Raw genomic sequence first — 15,465 nt, forward strand, 5'->3', positions numbered from 1 at the left:
TGCAAATGAAGGGAGAATAGAAATGGAAATTTTACATGCAAAAAATATTAGTAAAGTATATAAAGGGAAAATACCTTTTAAAGCATTAGTAGATATTGATTTATCAATTCAAGAAGGTGAATTTATAGGGATCATGGGGCCATCTGGTAGCGGGAAAACAACGTTATTAAATATGGTATCTACTATCGACTCTCCAACATCGGGAGAAATAGTAATAAATGGTACAAATCCTTTCCACTTATCATCTGAAGATTTAGCTTTATTCCGTAGAAAACAATTAGGATTTGTATTCCAATCATTTAATTTACTTAGTACGCTTACAGTGAAGGAAAATATCGTATTGCCGATGACATTAGATGGTGTTTCTGTGCAAGAAATGAATAAACGAGTAGAAGAAATTGCAGCGAAATTAAATATAACAGATATATTGAATAAAAGAACATTTGAAATATCAGGGGGACAAGCTCAAAGAACAGCAATCGCTCGTGCGATCGTTCATAAGCCGCAATTATTACTTGCAGATGAACCTACAGGGAATTTAGACTCTAAATCTTCAAATGATGTAATGGAGATGCTCGATACGCTTAACAAGGAAGAAAAGGCAACGATGATGTTAGTTACACATGATCCGTATGCAGCGAGTTTTTGTAGCCGAGTAATTTTTATTAAAGACGGTCAACTATATAACGAAATTTATCGTGGTGAAAGTCGGCAAACTTTTTATCAAAAGATTATGGATGTCCTTTCTTTGTTAGGAGGGAAAAGGCATGACTTTTCGTCAGTTCGCATTTAATAATATCTTTCGTAATAAGCGTACATATGCTGCTCATTTTTTAAGCAGTGCATTTTCTATAATGATTTTCTTTACGTATGCTCTTTTATTATTCCATCCTGATTTACAGGGGGAATTGAAATCGACAAGCTCAACAATAAGTACATTTGGTACATTAGGATTTAAAGTTTCGCAAGGTTTGATTTTTGTATTTTCATTCTTCTTCATTCTATATTCAGTGAGCTCGTTTTTAAAAACGCGTAAGAAAGAATTTGGTATTTTAATGATGCAAGGTATGTCAATGAGACAGCTTAAGAAGTTATTGTTAATTGAAAATATGTTAATTGGACTCGGTTCAATTTGTATAGGGGTTCTTATTGGACTTATATTTTCTAAACTAGTTTTATTAATAAGTGCCAGTGTATTAATGATTAGTAACGGCTTACCTTTTTATATACCAGTACAGGCTGTATTATTAACAGTTATTACGTTTCTTTTCTTATTTTTAATCGTTTCGTTAGTTACATTTAAAACGATTAAAGTAACAGAACTTGTGGAACTTATACAAGCAGGTGAAAAGCCAAAGCCTGAACCGAAATCGTCAATTTTATTATCAATTCTCTCTTTGTTTAGTATAGGGTATGGATATATTTTAGTATTTCGCTTTATCCCAAGTTATAGTTTTATTACGCTCGGAATGGGTGTGCTCTTAGTAATTATAGGAACATACTTTTTATTTACACAGTGTAGCGTTTATATATTGCATCTTGCGAAAAGGAGTGAATCTTTCTTTTTAAAAAGAACCAATATATTAACATTTTCAGAATTAATTTATCGTATGAAAGATAATGCAACAATGTTTTTTATAGTATCTATTATTTCAGCAGTTGCTTTTACAGCAATTGGCACGACAGCTGCTCTTGGAAATAAAGATTTGGTAAGGATGACAAACCCGTATACATTGCTATATGTAGCTCCTGAAAAAAACAAAATAGCGGATAAACATCTCTCTACAATAAAAAAACATTTTGCTGATGCTAATATTCCATACCGAATGGCTTCATCTTCATACATATACACTGAAAGTAATGTATATGTAATGAAACTAAGTGAATATAACGAACTTGCGAGAGCACTCGGTTATCAACAAGAAACAATTGAAAAAAAAGATGAAATGTTATTAATCCCAGGAATGGTATCACAAAAACAGGAATTTAAAAATGGTGATTATAAAAAGGATATTGAGGTCATTCAAGGAGAGTGGACAAAGACATTTCATGTGAAAAAAACTGTAGATAATTTAGTTTTGCCACATGATACGGAAGGGATTTATATTGCTATTCAAGATCATGTATATGATGAAATTCCGCTTAATAGTAGTCCGGATTATGAAAATATAATTCAATATCGAACGTATGGATTTGTTGTAGATGATTGGATAAAAACGAAAGAAATTTCAAATCAATTAAATAATATATTCGAAAAAGAGCCTAGAGACATACATTTTGAATTTAGAGCTCTAACTATAGAGTTGTTAAGTGCAAAACAAACGAATGGATTATTACTTATGGCAAGTGTTTTAGTTGGAATCGTCTTCTTTACTTTTGCTGCTAGTTTTATTTACTTCCGGTTATATACTGATTTGGACCGTGATCAACAGCAGTATAAAATGATTTCAAAAATGGGATTAAGTAAACGAGAGCTGAAAAAAGTTGTAACGAGACAGTTAGTATTAATGTTCTTCTTACCAATTATCATTGCAGTGATACATACTGTAGTCGCTTATATGGCATTACAACAATTAGTAGATTTTTCTATTATAAATAGCTCTATCATAATTTTAATTTCATTTATTTGTATACAAGTTTTATATTTCTATATGACTCGTTGGCGCTATTTACAAAAGCTATATAAAACTATGGAGCAGTAGAGATTATGAGCAAGTAAGATTGCAGAAAAGCATGTAAAAAAACAATTTTGGTTATGAAAGGAACTGTGATGAAAAAATCAATATCTATTTTCATATTAAGTATATTATTGTTAATAAGTGTAAGTGCTTGCTCTAAAAATGAAAACAGATTTCCAGCAAACGGCGTACTAGTTATTGGAGATGAGGACAATACTTCAACTATTATAAATCGTTATAAGGAAAACACGAAAGAACATGAAGTTTTTCCTGTGAAAACAGGTAGATTTGACCAAAAGAGGGTTTTAATATTAAATGAATCTACTGCAAAAGCGATGGTTAAAGCAAAAATTTTTCGTGAAAGAGATCAATCATCTCTTTCCAAACCTTTAGATACGTTGCCGAATTTTCCAAAAGAAAGTTCACTACTATTTATAAATGAAGAAGAAAAGAATATAAAAAGTATTGAAATAGAAGGAAAAGCGATACCAGTTACATATGATAGGGATGCTTGGCTTGGTAATAATCGAAACTATGGACTACTATCGTATGTAATTGTAGCGGAAAATAATGTGTATAATGAAATAAAAGCAAATGAAACAAAAATACAACTTCTTCATCTGAAAAAATCTTTAGGTGATGAAAAACCTAAAATGTCGACAGATAATACATTGACTAATGAATATGTAAAAGTAAGAAAGGTAATTGAAGGCTATAAAGGTGAGGTATCAGTTCAGTTTGTAACGATTGGAGAAAAATCTTAAAAAAGAGCTCGAGGTTGATGGATACTTTATCAACCTCGAGCTCTTTTTAATACCATTTAAATAACTTACATTACTTCATTTAATCGAGTCTCACTCGTTTCTTCAATCGCATTTGAATTTTGAACTGAATTATTTTGTGCTTCTTTTTCTTTACGAGCCTTTTGTAGCATTTCAAGTATAATCCATAAAGGAACACCTTTATCTTTTAGCATCTTCCATAAATCTAATTCATTAAATTTATGCTCAGGTTGTTTCATCTCTTTTTCAGATGAACGAATATCAAATTTGATGGGATCATTTGATTTTTTATCTTCAAGTTTAGTAGAAGAGATAGTATTATGCTCAAGATTAGATGGAGTTATTTTAGTAGGTTGAGATAATGTATGAATATTTAATCCGATTTGCATGCCTTTTCCTCCTCCTTAAGTAATAAAATTAGTTTTCTTGTAATTATTAAAGCTATTTTACATGAGGAAACTAAAAATAATTATAAATTCGAATAAACAGATTTGCAAGTTATATTGTAAAAAGTAATTCCTCACTTGAATTAATATTTATCAACATTTGTGTATGTTTTCTCTATATACAATGTATATAAAATACTTTACATTATGTTTAAGTTAAGAACTCATTTTTAATAGAAAAATGTAAACGTTTTATTAGGGGGAGGAAGCATGGGGGAATTATTTTTAAAAATATGTTTATTAGCAATAGGGACTATGTTTTTATTAGCAGCAAAAATAACTTACGCTGAAGAGAAGCAGCAAAATAATTATCCTATCATACTAGTGAATGGATTTGCTGGGTGGGGTAGAGAAGAAATGTTAGGGGTTAAATATTGGGGTGGTGTTCATGATATACAAGAAGATTTAAATAGAAGTGGCTATACAGTACATACTGCTGCTGTTGGACCTGTTTCTAGTAACTGGGATCGCGCATGTGAATTATATGCTCAAATTAATGGTGGTACAGTAGACTACGGTGGCGCGCATGCTGAGAAACATGGACACAATCGTTTTGGTAGAACTTATAGTGGTTTTGCGCCGAATTGGAGTGAAACAAATAAAGTTCATTTAGTTGGGCATAGCATGGGTGGACAAACGATTAGAACATTAGTACAGCTATTAAAAGAAGGTAGTTTTGAAGAAAAAAATTATGTGAAAAATCATCCGAACACGAATATATCACCACTATTTGAGGGCAAGAAATCATATGTTCATAGTGTGACAACATTAGCAACTCCTCATAAGGGCACGACACTTGCAGATAGTAGTCTTCTACTACCGTTCGTTAAAGATTTACTCATTACAGCTGCAAGTTTTGGAGGAAATAATAATTTATCGTTATATGATTTTAAATTGGATCATTGGGGTATAAAAAAGAATACTGGAGAGTCTTTTTTCCAATATACTGATCGTATTGTAAATAGTTCACTTTGGAAAGATACAAAAGATATAAGTCAATGGGATTTAAGTACAGATGGTGCAAAAGAGCTTAATAATTGGGTAAAGACGCAATCAGATGTGTATTACTTATCCTATAGTGGACATGCATCACAAGCAGCACCTATAACAGGTTTACATCTACCTCATATAACGATGAATAAAGTGTTAATGGGTAATGCATTTTTCTTAGGTTCCTATGCAAGATATGAAGTAAACCGTCCATTAATTGATACTTCTTGGTGGCAAAATGACGGTGTAGTAAATACAAATTCTATGATTGCGCCTTCTTCTAATACTGCGGTAAATAATAATGATACTTTACAGATCGGAAAATGGAATCATATTGAAACGAAAGCAAATTGGGACCATCTAGATATGGTAGGGCTTAGTATTTCAGACACGTTAGGTTTTTCTAGCATTCAAGGGTTTTATAGAACAATTGCAGAAAAGTTATCAAGATTACCGAAATAGGTAATAATAAAGCGCTCTCGATGGAATTCGAGGGCGCTTTATATTATATTGAAAGAGGGATATGGTAGAAAAATATGGGGGGGATATTATGAAAATTAAAGTTGTATTATCAGGATATGGAACAGTAGGAAAAGAGTTTATAAAATTATTAAATGAAAAATATTTATATATAAATGAAACGTATGGAATAGATTTAGTGGTAAGCGGTGTATTAGGCAGAAATGTTGCAATACATAATGAAGATGGATTATCTATTCATCAATTATTAAGATATGGTGGCGGTAGCTCTGCAATTGAAAAATATATTGAACATCATCCGAAGGAACGAGCAACAGATAACATAAGTGGTACTGTACTGGTGGAATCTACTGTTACAAATCTTAAAGATGGAAATCCAGGAAAGCAATATATAATACAAGCGATTGAAAAACATATGGATATAGTAGCAATTTCAAAAGGTGCACTCGTTACAAACTGGAGAGAAATAAATGAAGCAGCAAAAATCGCAAATGTACGAATCCGATATAGTGGTGCAACTGCGGCTGCATTACCGACACTTGATATTGGGCAATTTAGTCTAGCTGGTTGCCATATTGAAAAAATAGAAGGAATATTAAACGGGACAACAAATTATATTCTTACGAAAATGAATGAGGAAGATATTACGTTTGAAGAAGCACTGAAAGAAGCGCAACGTAAAGGAATTGCTGAAACGAACCCAATATTGGATGTGAGCGGCTCTGTTAGTGCGTGTAAATTGTTACTTTTGACAAACAGTTTAATGGGAACAGAGCATACGCTTACTGATATACATATAAAAGGAATTGAACATGTTACAAAACAAGAAATTCGACATGCTAAGGAACAAAATAAATTTATTAAATTAATAGCTTCAGCATATAAGGATCAGGATGGTAAAGTGGCTCTTAAAGTAGAACCGTACGAAATAGATAAGGATCATCCGCTAGCAAATGTAAATGGTACAGAAAAAGGAATTACGTTCTTTACAGATATGATGGGGCAAGTTACTACAATTGGTGGTGCATCAAATCCACGCGGAGCCGCAGCAGCAGCTTTAAAAGATATACTTAATTTATACCGTAAAGATTTATCACGTATTAACAGGTAGTAAATTTACCCATTGATTAATATTTCACTTTATATGACCGTACCGCCCTTTATAAAAAATACATATGTAGTGGACCTTTTGAGAATGAAGTAATTATGCAAAAATGATTGCAGGGGGTAAGGAATTGTTTAAAGATTTTAAAGTTGTTAAAGAACGTCCCGTTTATATTCAATTGAAAGATTATTTAAAAAAGATGATTATGAAAGGGCATTTGCTCGGGGATCAAAAAATTCCTTCAACGAGGGAACTTAGTGAATTACTAAGTGTGAGCAGAAATACGGTGCTCGCTGCTTATGCGGATTTAGAGCAAGAAGGACTCATTTATGCAGTTAAAGGAAAAGGGAATTTTGTTGCGAAGGTTGATATTTCAAACACTTCGTCTGTTGAAATAGATTGGAAAAATAAACTTAATACAGTTACCTTATTAGCGGATGAATTAGATTTAATGAAACATGGTGTTCGCTGGGAAAAGGGAATGATTGTTTTTAATAGCATTGCTCCAGACGAAAAGCTATTTGATGTGGAAAATTTCAAAAGAGCTTTTCTTACCCGTATGTCCATTGAAGGTGATGTCGTATTAAATTACGGATATGCAAAAGGTTATAGACCGTTAATGAATTATCTACTTCATTATATGGAAATGAAAGGTGTAGATATTTCGAATAAAGACATTTTAATTACAAATGGATTTACAGAAGGATTAGACATTGTACTATCCTCGTTATCCAAAAAATCAGGGCAGGTTATTTGTGAGAATCCGACTCATCATGCTGCACTCAAGCTTTTCCGTTTACATGGACTTGAAGTTCATGGAATGAATATGAATGAAGATGGCATTGATACGAACGAAGTGGAAAAAAGTTTACGTGAAAAGGATTTTGATTTCGCGTATTTAATTCCTTCTTATCATAATCCAACCGGTATTGTCACGAGTTCGGAGAAAAGAACGGAACTGATGAGATTATTTTCAAGATATAAGGTTCCTATTATAGAAGATGGGTTTAATGAAGAGTTACGTTATTCAGGTTCACATTTAGCGCCATTATTAACTTTTGCTGGTGCGGGTAATAATGTGATTTATATTAGTAGCTTTTCGAAAGTACTTTTCCCTGGTTTACGTGTAGGATGGATTATTGCCGATAAAGAACTGATTCATTATTTAGAAAGTGTAAAAAGAGCAAGAACAATTCACACATCTACTTTAGATCAAGCTGTTCTTTTTCAATATTTACATGAAGGATATTTTGAAAAATATTTAAAAAAGGCAAGGTCTGTTTATAAGAAAAAATATGAGTTAGCTGTTGGGGCGTGTAACAAGTACATTCCGTTTCAAAGAATGACCGGTGATGGTGGACTGCATTTATTTATAGAGTTAGAAGAAAAAATTCATGCCCGCACACTTTTGCAAAAGTGTTATGAGCAAGGGGTTACATTTTCTCCTGGAGATGTTTTTTACTCTGATGGAGGAGGAGCGAACACGTTTCGATTAGGATTTTCACGTTTGAAAGAAGAAGAAATAGTTCGGGGAATCAAAATAATTGGTGATACAATAAAAAATGAAATTTGGAGTTGAGGAAATGAGAATTGGCGTTATTATGGGGGGAGTATCCTCTGAAAAACAAGTATCAATTATGACTGGAAATGAAATGATTGCAAATTTAGATAAACATAAATATGAAATCGTACCGATTACGTTAAATGAAAAAATGGATTTAATCGAAAAAGCGAAAGACATTGATTTTGCATTGCTCGCATTACACGGAAAATACGGAGAAGATGGAACTGTTCAAGGGACACTTGAAAGTTTAGGTATTCCTTATAGCGGAAGCAATATGTTATCTAGCGGTATATGTATGGACAAAAATATTTCGAAAAAGATTTTACGTTATGAAGGTATAGAAACACCTGATTGGATTGAACTTACAAAAATGGAGGATCTAAATGTTGATGAACTAAATCAGTTAGGATTTCCGTTAGTGGTAAAACCAAACTCTGGTGGCTCAAGTGTCGGGGTAAAGATTGTCTATAATAAAGACGAATTAATTTCAATGCTGGAAACTGTATTTGAATGGGATTCGGAGGTAGTAATAGAGAAATATATAAAAGGTGACGAGATTACATGTTCCATTTTGGATGGAAAACAATTACCTATCATTTCAATTCGACATGCGGCTGAGTTCTTTGATTACAATGCGAAATATGCTGATACTAGTACAATTGAAGAAGTTATCGAACTTCCAGCTGAACTTAAGGAACGTGTAAACAAAGCTTCACTAGCTTGCTATAAAGCATTAAAGTGCAGCGTTTATGCAAGGGTGGATATGATGGTGAAGGATGGTATTCCATATGTAATGGAGATTAATACATTACCAGGGATGACGCAAGCGAGTTTACTACCAAAAAGTGCAGCTGCAGTGGGAATTGAATATAGTAAACTATTAGATATGATTATTGAAACTTCATTAAGAGTAAGAAAAGAAGAAGGCTTTTAAGTAGCGGTATCATGAATAATTTTTGACAGTTACATGAAGTATGTTATGATGAATACAATACGAAAATTAAATATTTTATCCACTAGGGGGGCCTATTATAGGCTGAGATCAAATTGGAATTTGAGACTCTTAGTACCTGATCTGGTTAATGCCAGCGTAGGGAAGTGGGAAAGACATTGCTATTTTATGAATAAAAACTGTCAATTTCACTTTCTTTACGCCTGTAAAGAAAGTTTTTTTGTTTTACAGATTTAATAATGGTGGGTAAATACTTAAATTTCATACATAATCGGAGGGATTCAAATGACTTTTTCACAATCATTACGTAAAGAAGTAGACTCAATTTGGGAAGCTAGTTTTCATCATCCTTTTGTAAAAAAACTTGGTGAAGGAACGTTAGATTTAGCTAGTTTTCGCTATTATGTGCTTCAAGATTCGTATTATTTGAGTCACTTTGCTAGAGTACAAACTTTAGGAGCTGCAAAAGCACTGGAATTAGAAACGACAGCTCGTATGGCACACCATGCTCAAAATACATATGAAGCGGAATTATCCTTACATGAGAATTTTGCGAAGAAACTAGGGATTACACAAGAAGAAAAAGATAATTTCATCCCTGCTCCAACTGCATACGCATATACTTCACATATGTATCGTGCTGCGTATGAAGGACATTTAGGTGATATCATTGCAGCAATTTTACCTTGCTATTGGTTGTATTATGAAATTGGTGAGCGTTTAAAAGAGTGTCAGCCAGAAGAGCCAATTTATAACGAATGGATTTCTGCTTACGGATCTGATTGGTTCCGTACATTAGTTGAAGAGCAAATTACACGGTTAGATACTATCGCTGAAAAAGTAACAGAGGCAGACCGAAATCGAATGAAACAACATTTTATTATAAGTAGTCAATATGAATATTCATTTTGGGAAATGGCTTATACATTAGAAAAGTGGCCGGTAAGTACAGAAGAGAAAAACGTAATAGGATAAAGAGAAGAGGTATTGCAAAAGGCGCATCAATCTAAGTGCGTCTTTTTTCAATTTATCCCGCTTTAATGGGCAGTAAGACCCCCACCTCAAAATTCAGCGAAAGCAAAGAATTTAGGTGGGGGTCGGGCTGCCCATTAAAGTCCGATTGGTGAGGGCTAATAATCAGTGGGGGATGAAGAAAACCCCCACTGATTAAAGTTTCACTTTATAGCGCTATTTCTACTAAGATTTAATAAAAAGAAATATAGGAAAGCGTCAAAAGGTTTATAGTTAATAAACGGAGGTCATGAAAATGAATCAGTTTCAACAAGAACTACAAGCGTTAAGCCTTAATGATTACCAGTCTGGAAATGTTCTATATTGGGACCAGCAAAACCAATATCCATATTACTATATTGAAGATGCTGCTCGTCGCTGTGGCGGCTGTGGTGGATGTGGCGGTCGTTGCGGTGGATTTCGTTGTGGTGGATTCCGTTGCTTCGGTTGTTTTGGTTGTTTTGGTTGTTTTAGTTGTGGAGGTTGTGGCAGCTGTGGTAGTTGCTCTAATTGTTTTAATGGTACTTCTGATGATATTGTAATATATGAATATCGACTACGAATATTCATATAAAATATTAGTTTTATACATGTACATGTCGACAAAGAATATAGCGCCATCGCTAGTGGATATATTCAATCATTCAAGTAAAAGAGTAACTATAATATATAGGTGTAAATCAAGGTAATCAGCACAATTATCCTTCATTCAGATTTAGAAGCAATATCAACAATCGCTAAAAGAGCATGGAGTTGTTCAAAGCATGTCTCGTAAGGGGAATTGTTTAGATAATGCAGTCATAGAAAAATTCTTTGGCTTTATTAAAGTCTGAATTACTTTATCTTGAAGAATTCGAGAGTATGGAGCATTTTAAGCTAGAATTAGATAATTATATCAATTACTATTATCATAAAAAATTAAAGCGAAGTTGAAAGGAATGAGCCCAGTACAATACCGGACTCATATTCAAATAGCCACTTAATTTTTCTGTCTAACTTTTTGGATTCAGTTCACTTCAATATAGGCGGCCTTTTTCGTGCTGTATGTAACATTACTTACTTGTTATTTTTTTCGGTTTTCAATTTTCTGTGTTCATTTAACCAAATATCTATTAGATGTCTTAATGTAATAGTTTCTATTTCAAGAGGGATTTCGATTTCATCTTCATCATACTTATTAAATATGATAGTTTTATCTCTTCGAACATCTGCCCCAAAAATATTTGCACTTATTTTTTCATGATGACTTTTTTCGTCTAAAACTTTATCTACAGTTTCTGCTATCCAATCACCGAATGCAGATACCTCTACATTAAAAAAAGCTTCTAAAATATCGAATTCCTTTGGTAGTCTAATAACTAAACTACCTGTACTAAGTAAATCAAATTTGTAATCCATATTATTTTCTCCCTTTCCTAATTTAAATTATGTAATAAAAAGAAAAAAATGTGAATACGGAAATTTTAGATTATATTAAGAGGTATTTATTATTGTAGGGAAACGAATTGTTTCTAAAGTTAACAATCTACGTTTCTATAATACTCCATCTTGGCAGGATAAAGAAGTTGCTAGCTTAGTAGATGCAGGATTAGGATTTACGATTGAAGCGAAAGTAAATGTCAATGGATCACCACAATATAAAGTACAAAATAGCAAAGGTAAAACATATTATGTAACGGCAAATGAAGTCTATGTGTATGTGAAGTGAAAAAAGTTCTCTTAACTGAGAACTTTTTTATCTATCTTCAATGCCATTCTATTTCATTTGAATCAAAGTAGCAGCAGGTATCCCAATCCCTTCTAATTAATTATTTTTAGATACAAGCCAATTGTTTTCATCCAATAGGATTTGATTTACATCATCTGAAGTTGGATTGTTTTCACAATTTAGATTTTCGTTATTCCCCACATACTGAATTCATAATGATATTCCGTCCTTTCGATACATACGCCGAATTCTAAATTATCACCAACTAATACAAAATCGGTATACCCAGTTAGAAATCTTGATATGGTTGATAACTCTTCTAAATTATCGAATACTTTAGCAATGTTTAGCTTAACTGCTTCAATTTTACCACCCTTAGAGAAAAAGAGTCTCCCTTGATTAACTGGAAATTGAATAGTTTTAGCTGTTTCTTTTAATAGCACAATTGATAGTCTTCTATTTTCTGCGTAATCAGTGCTACCAAAATTTTTTATGTTTGAATTTTGTTCTAGTGTATTAAATAATTCTTTACAAAATAAATCATTAGATTCTGCATCCATAAATGAGTCCATAGAAATCGTAACAATATTAGAAAGTTCGTCTATCAGTTCTTTTCTACTAGCGTTTCTTTTTGCTTTCATTTTTAGAATTTCGATTCGGCTTTTATTCATATTACTCGAAATTTTTCACACCTTTAGTTTCTTAATTTTTTCCTTTTTTCTTGTATCCTTCAAAATCTTCTGGATAATGTCCAGGGTGTTGATTATATCTTCCTTTTTTCCAGTGGGTTTCCTTTTTCATTATCTGCAGTATGGAAATGGGAACCTCTTCCCATCTTATCTTCTCTATGCTCAATTATATATACTTTTTCATTCTTAATATTAGAATAGTCGCCAGGGAATACAGAAGCGAAAAAGGTAATAGGATAGCGAAAAGAGGTATTGATATACATATGTATGGTCAATACCTCTTTTATAATCTTTTGTAAAATTATTGTAAATCTCAAATACAATACGTAACTAACATTGTATAATCTTAATGTAATATATTTATGATTTATAAGGAGGGCTATGTATGATAATTTCTTTTAAATTTTATCAGAATCATGTCATTAATATGTAAGTCGGATAAGTCGTATTTGCTATTCTTTTAAATAATTAGATTATGTGATAATACTTTAGTTTTTTTTGTAATCAAGAAAAATGAAGAAAGGAAGTAATCATTTTATGGAAAAATTAAAGTTGTTAACATTTGAAAATATAGTAGAACCTCTTTTAAACGAAAGCGTATCATTTATATATTTTCCTATTGAATGGCTTGATATTGTAGAGATACATTATAAGACATTTTTATTAACGAGTAAGTTGAAACGGTTGAATGAAAGATTATATGATATGTTTTCTGATATATTATTTATTCAGCATAATCCATATGTATTAAATGAAAATACACCATGGATTGTATGTAAAGAACCTATTAGAAAAGAACAACTTGATTATATTTTTCAAAGTTGGTATGAGATTATTCATGATTGGAAACCGAATAAATTAATAGATTCACTAAAATATGAATGGCATTACGATTTAATTTCTAATTTAACAGTATTACATGATAATGAAGTATATTCTAAGTGGGTGCCCGCTTTAATTTCACATATTTTTTGTGAACGGTCTTTACAGTTAAAAAACATACACGAAGAAGATATATATTTTTCTCCTCTTAGATCACAAAATATTTGCGAAGCTATGTCAGAGCCTATTAAAGACGAAAAAACACAAGATTATTTTGCCTATGTATATCGGTTCGAATGTATAACGCGCGGAGGCGAGAATATTCCATTATTAAATGTTTCAATAGGAATTCGGAGATTTTATCAAGAATATAACCATCCAGATATTCCTTTGCTTTTGAGACGAAAACGAGGCATGATTTTAATTTCTACTCCAGAATTTTCATCGAATAATAAAAAAGTTCGGTTTGTAAAACTAAAAGTGCAACAAGCTACAAACGGTATAAAGTGGATAAAGATATTTAGAAATTTAAAAGATGATTTTCATATAGGGGGAGAAGTTGAATTAGAGCATATTCTTCAATATCCGAAAGATTATATGCTAGGAGAAAATCTTAGGGTGTTACTCCCATACAATGAGAGAATATATAAAGTTCAAGGTACGAAAATAAAACCCGGTATAAAAGTAAAGGAAAGAGAGTATTTATTTAAAGGGTTTCAGCAAAAATTTACTGATTTCACATTACTCCCAGAATGTAAAAAGGTAGCAACAAATAATGAAAATGAATTATTCCCATTAATTGCACCAAAAGGATTAGAAACGATAACGTTAGAAATATGGTCTGAAAAAATATCATTGGAAGTTGAACAAGCGTTATTTGAAAGTAAAATTGTGTTAGCTCAAATCGGTGAGTCATCGTATGTATTAAATGCAGATTCTCCAGTATTGCTAAAAATAGTAAGATGTAATATTGAAAAAGTATTGCAAAATCCATATAAAATGCAATATTGCCAGAAATACAAATCAAATTTAGTAGAGGATGTTAGGAAAGCGGTCAATGTTACTGCAGGTGAGCGCAAGAATGCGACATTGGCGTTAATTGCAATGGAAGATTGTGACGGGCGTGAAAAAATTGATCCAAAGCAAATTGTTAGAGAAGGGTTTGCGCGTACAAACCGTATTTCAGCATTTATTAATTTATTTATAGGTCAAAGTGTATCTCGTAAAACTATTATACAGTGTATTTTTAACTTATTAGAACAAAGAGGGTTTATGAAATGTAGTTGGAATAAGATAAATTTAACTTGTACATATGTTAATTTATCAATTGAACGAATCTCGAAATTTGATTTCTTACCTATTATTTCACAAATAAAAGGAAAAGAAATTTCATATAAATTATATGGGAATACAAATTGGCAAACGATTGATCATTTATTATTAAATGTAAATAAACATAACGCCTTTTTACCACAACCTTCAAAAAGAAATGATATGGGAATTCAATTTAAACAATTTGTTTCTGAAACATTAACAGAAATTTTACAACATGCAAAAGAGCAAAATGAGCAAGTATATTTCATTATTGATGCGAATGTAAGAAAATATTGGATAAAAGAGTTGCAAAATAAAAAAATTGATATAAATACTTTACCTAATATTGTTCCGGATGTGTTAAAGGTTCCAAACTTAAATGCTATAAGAATAAATACATCTTTTGATGTACCAAAATACGGTGTGATAGAATGTGATGACGTACTGGATAGTACGGGTTTATATATAGATCAAAAAGGAATGTATTATAGCACTGGTGAGTATTCGTCTAATGGTAGTGAAACATTACAGCGATACATACTTGAAATATTACCGCTAGGTGTAAAAGCTGTTGAAAGGAACTATATTGCCAAAATGGTACATTACATGTGCTGTAATTCAAGTATGCTTTTGGAAAAGAATATACACATGCCATATTCCATGCATATGGCGAAAGTAATAAAAAGCTATATGACGGATATAGATGCAAGAGAGTTTAAAGAGTTTGATGATGAATTGGATGTAGATATTATAAAAATAGAAAAGAAAGATTCAATTATTCTACTTTAAATAATAATAGACAAATCCTGCTCATTCTATCGGTCAGGATTTGTCATTTTTTCATGTAAATAAGGATATCTTTTGTCATGTATCTTTTCTTTTACATATTTACTTTATTTCTATACAGGATTAAGATGTTTTTTA

The 15,465-nt window shown here is 31.9% G+C and carries 14 protein-coding genes, 2 pseudogenes and 1 riboswitch; of the genes and pseudogenes, 12 read left to right on the plus strand and 4 right to left on the minus strand.

The genetic code is table 11. From position 1 onward, the window contains the following. Nucleotides 1-22 precede the first annotated feature (22 nt). The 3 genes from AAG068_RS12810 to AAG068_RS12820 all read left to right on the plus strand — a co-directional run bounded on the left by AAG068_RS12810 (nucleotide 23) and on the right by AAG068_RS12820 (nucleotide 3,442). Nucleotides 23-793 carry an ABC transporter ATP-binding protein gene (locus AAG068_RS12810; RefSeq protein ID WP_342719552.1) on the plus strand — a complete coding sequence of 257 codons (771 nt, stop codon included), beginning with the start codon at nucleotides 23-25 and terminating at the stop codon, nucleotides 791-793. Then, nucleotides 768-2,702, plus strand: coding sequence for an ABC transporter permease (locus AAG068_RS12815; RefSeq protein WP_342719553.1), 1,935 nt, complete (start codon nucleotides 768-770; stop codon nucleotides 2,700-2,702). The genes AAG068_RS12810 and AAG068_RS12815 overlap by 26 nt, the downstream gene beginning before the upstream one ends. 68 nt (nucleotides 2,703-2,770) lie before the next feature. Further along, on the plus strand, nucleotides 2,771-3,442 hold the full coding sequence (locus AAG068_RS12820) for a lipoprotein BA_5634 family protein (protein WP_342719554.1): 672 nt from the start codon (nucleotides 2,771-2,773) through the stop codon (nucleotides 3,440-3,442). A gap of 65 nt (nucleotides 3,443-3,507) precedes the next feature. Here AAG068_RS12820 and AAG068_RS12825 read toward each other — a convergent pair whose 3' ends face one another. Continuing rightward, nucleotides 3,508-3,849 carry a DUF3914 domain-containing protein gene (locus AAG068_RS12825; RefSeq protein ID WP_342719555.1) on the minus strand — a complete coding sequence of 114 codons (342 nt, stop codon included), beginning with the start codon at nucleotides 3,847-3,849 and terminating at the stop codon, nucleotides 3,508-3,510. Between the two features lie 267 nt (nucleotides 3,850-4,116). Here AAG068_RS12825 and AAG068_RS12830 point away from each other — a divergent pair, with 267 nt between their 5' ends. The 7 genes and pseudogenes from AAG068_RS12830 to AAG068_RS12860 all read left to right on the plus strand — a co-directional run. After that, complete coding sequence (locus AAG068_RS12830; RefSeq protein ID WP_342719556.1) at nucleotides 4,117-5,358, plus strand: esterase/lipase family protein; 1,242 nt, start codon at nucleotides 4,117-4,119, stop codon at nucleotides 5,356-5,358. 88 nt (nucleotides 5,359-5,446) lie between these two features. Continuing rightward, nucleotides 5,447-6,487, plus strand: coding sequence for a homoserine dehydrogenase (locus tag AAG068_RS12835; RefSeq protein ID WP_342719557.1), 1,041 nt, complete (start codon nucleotides 5,447-5,449; stop codon nucleotides 6,485-6,487). 124 nt (nucleotides 6,488-6,611) lie between these two features. Continuing rightward, entirely contained in the window at nucleotides 6,612-8,060 is a 1,449-nt protein-coding gene (locus AAG068_RS12840) for a PLP-dependent aminotransferase family protein (protein ID WP_342719558.1), read from the plus strand. A gap of 4 nt (nucleotides 8,061-8,064) precedes the next feature. Continuing rightward, nucleotides 8,065-8,979: a D-alanine--D-alanine ligase gene (gene ddlB, locus AAG068_RS12845; RefSeq protein WP_342719758.1), complete on the plus strand. Its 915-nt coding sequence runs from the start codon at nucleotides 8,065-8,067 to the stop codon at nucleotides 8,977-8,979. 74 nt (nucleotides 8,980-9,053) lie between these two features. Next, a riboswitch (TPP riboswitch) is annotated at nucleotides 9,054-9,159 on the plus strand. A gap of 123 nt (nucleotides 9,160-9,282) precedes the next feature. Further along, on the plus strand, nucleotides 9,283-9,972 hold the full coding sequence (tenA, locus tag AAG068_RS12850) for a thiaminase II (RefSeq protein ID WP_342719559.1): 690 nt from the start codon (nucleotides 9,283-9,285) through the stop codon (nucleotides 9,970-9,972). A 292-nt stretch (nucleotides 9,973-10,264) separates the two neighbouring features. Further along, nucleotides 10,265-10,582: a heterocycloanthracin/sonorensin family bacteriocin gene (locus tag AAG068_RS12855; RefSeq protein WP_342719560.1), complete on the plus strand. Its 318-nt coding sequence runs from the start codon at nucleotides 10,265-10,267 to the stop codon at nucleotides 10,580-10,582. Between the two features lie 148 nt (nucleotides 10,583-10,730). Then, nucleotides 10,731-10,991 (plus strand): annotated as a pseudogene (locus tag AAG068_RS12860) (transposase); the annotation flags it as partial. A gap of 73 nt (nucleotides 10,992-11,064) precedes the next feature. Here AAG068_RS12860 and AAG068_RS12865 read toward each other — a convergent pair. Beyond that, the gene (locus AAG068_RS12865; protein ID WP_342719561.1) at nucleotides 11,065-11,406 is read right to left on the minus strand and encodes a hypothetical protein; all 342 of its coding nucleotides are present in this window, start codon (nucleotides 11,404-11,406) and stop codon (nucleotides 11,065-11,067) included. Nucleotides 11,407-11,497: 91 nt separating this feature from the next. Here AAG068_RS12865 and AAG068_RS12870 point away from each other — a divergent pair. Continuing rightward, nucleotides 11,498-11,716: pseudogene (locus tag AAG068_RS12870) on the plus strand (N-acetylmuramoyl-L-alanine amidase); the annotation flags it as partial. A gap of 179 nt (nucleotides 11,717-11,895) precedes the next feature. Here AAG068_RS12870 and AAG068_RS12875 read toward each other — a convergent pair. Both AAG068_RS12875 and AAG068_RS12880 read right to left on the minus strand, forming a co-directional pair. Beyond that, nucleotides 11,896-12,387, minus strand: a complete 492-nt coding sequence (locus AAG068_RS12875; protein ID WP_342719562.1) for a YxiF family protein — start codon at nucleotides 12,385-12,387, stop codon at nucleotides 11,896-11,898. Between the two features lie 92 nt (nucleotides 12,388-12,479). Beyond that, the gene (locus AAG068_RS12880; RefSeq protein ID WP_342719563.1) at nucleotides 12,480-12,668 is read right to left on the minus strand and encodes an HNH/endonuclease VII fold putative polymorphic toxin; all 189 of its coding nucleotides are present in this window, start codon (nucleotides 12,666-12,668) and stop codon (nucleotides 12,480-12,482) included. A 274-nt stretch (nucleotides 12,669-12,942) separates the two neighbouring features. Here AAG068_RS12880 and AAG068_RS12885 point away from each other — a divergent pair, with 274 nt between their 5' ends. Next, nucleotides 12,943-15,330 carry an RNaseH domain-containing protein gene (locus AAG068_RS12885; protein WP_342719564.1) on the plus strand — a complete coding sequence of 796 codons (2,388 nt, stop codon included), beginning with the start codon at nucleotides 12,943-12,945 and terminating at the stop codon, nucleotides 15,328-15,330. The last annotated feature ends 135 nt before the right edge of the window (nucleotides 15,331-15,465 follow it).

Source organism: Bacillus paramycoides, assembly GCF_038971285.1.
Classification (GTDB): domain Bacteria; phylum Bacillota; class Bacilli; order Bacillales; family Bacillaceae_G; genus Bacillus_A.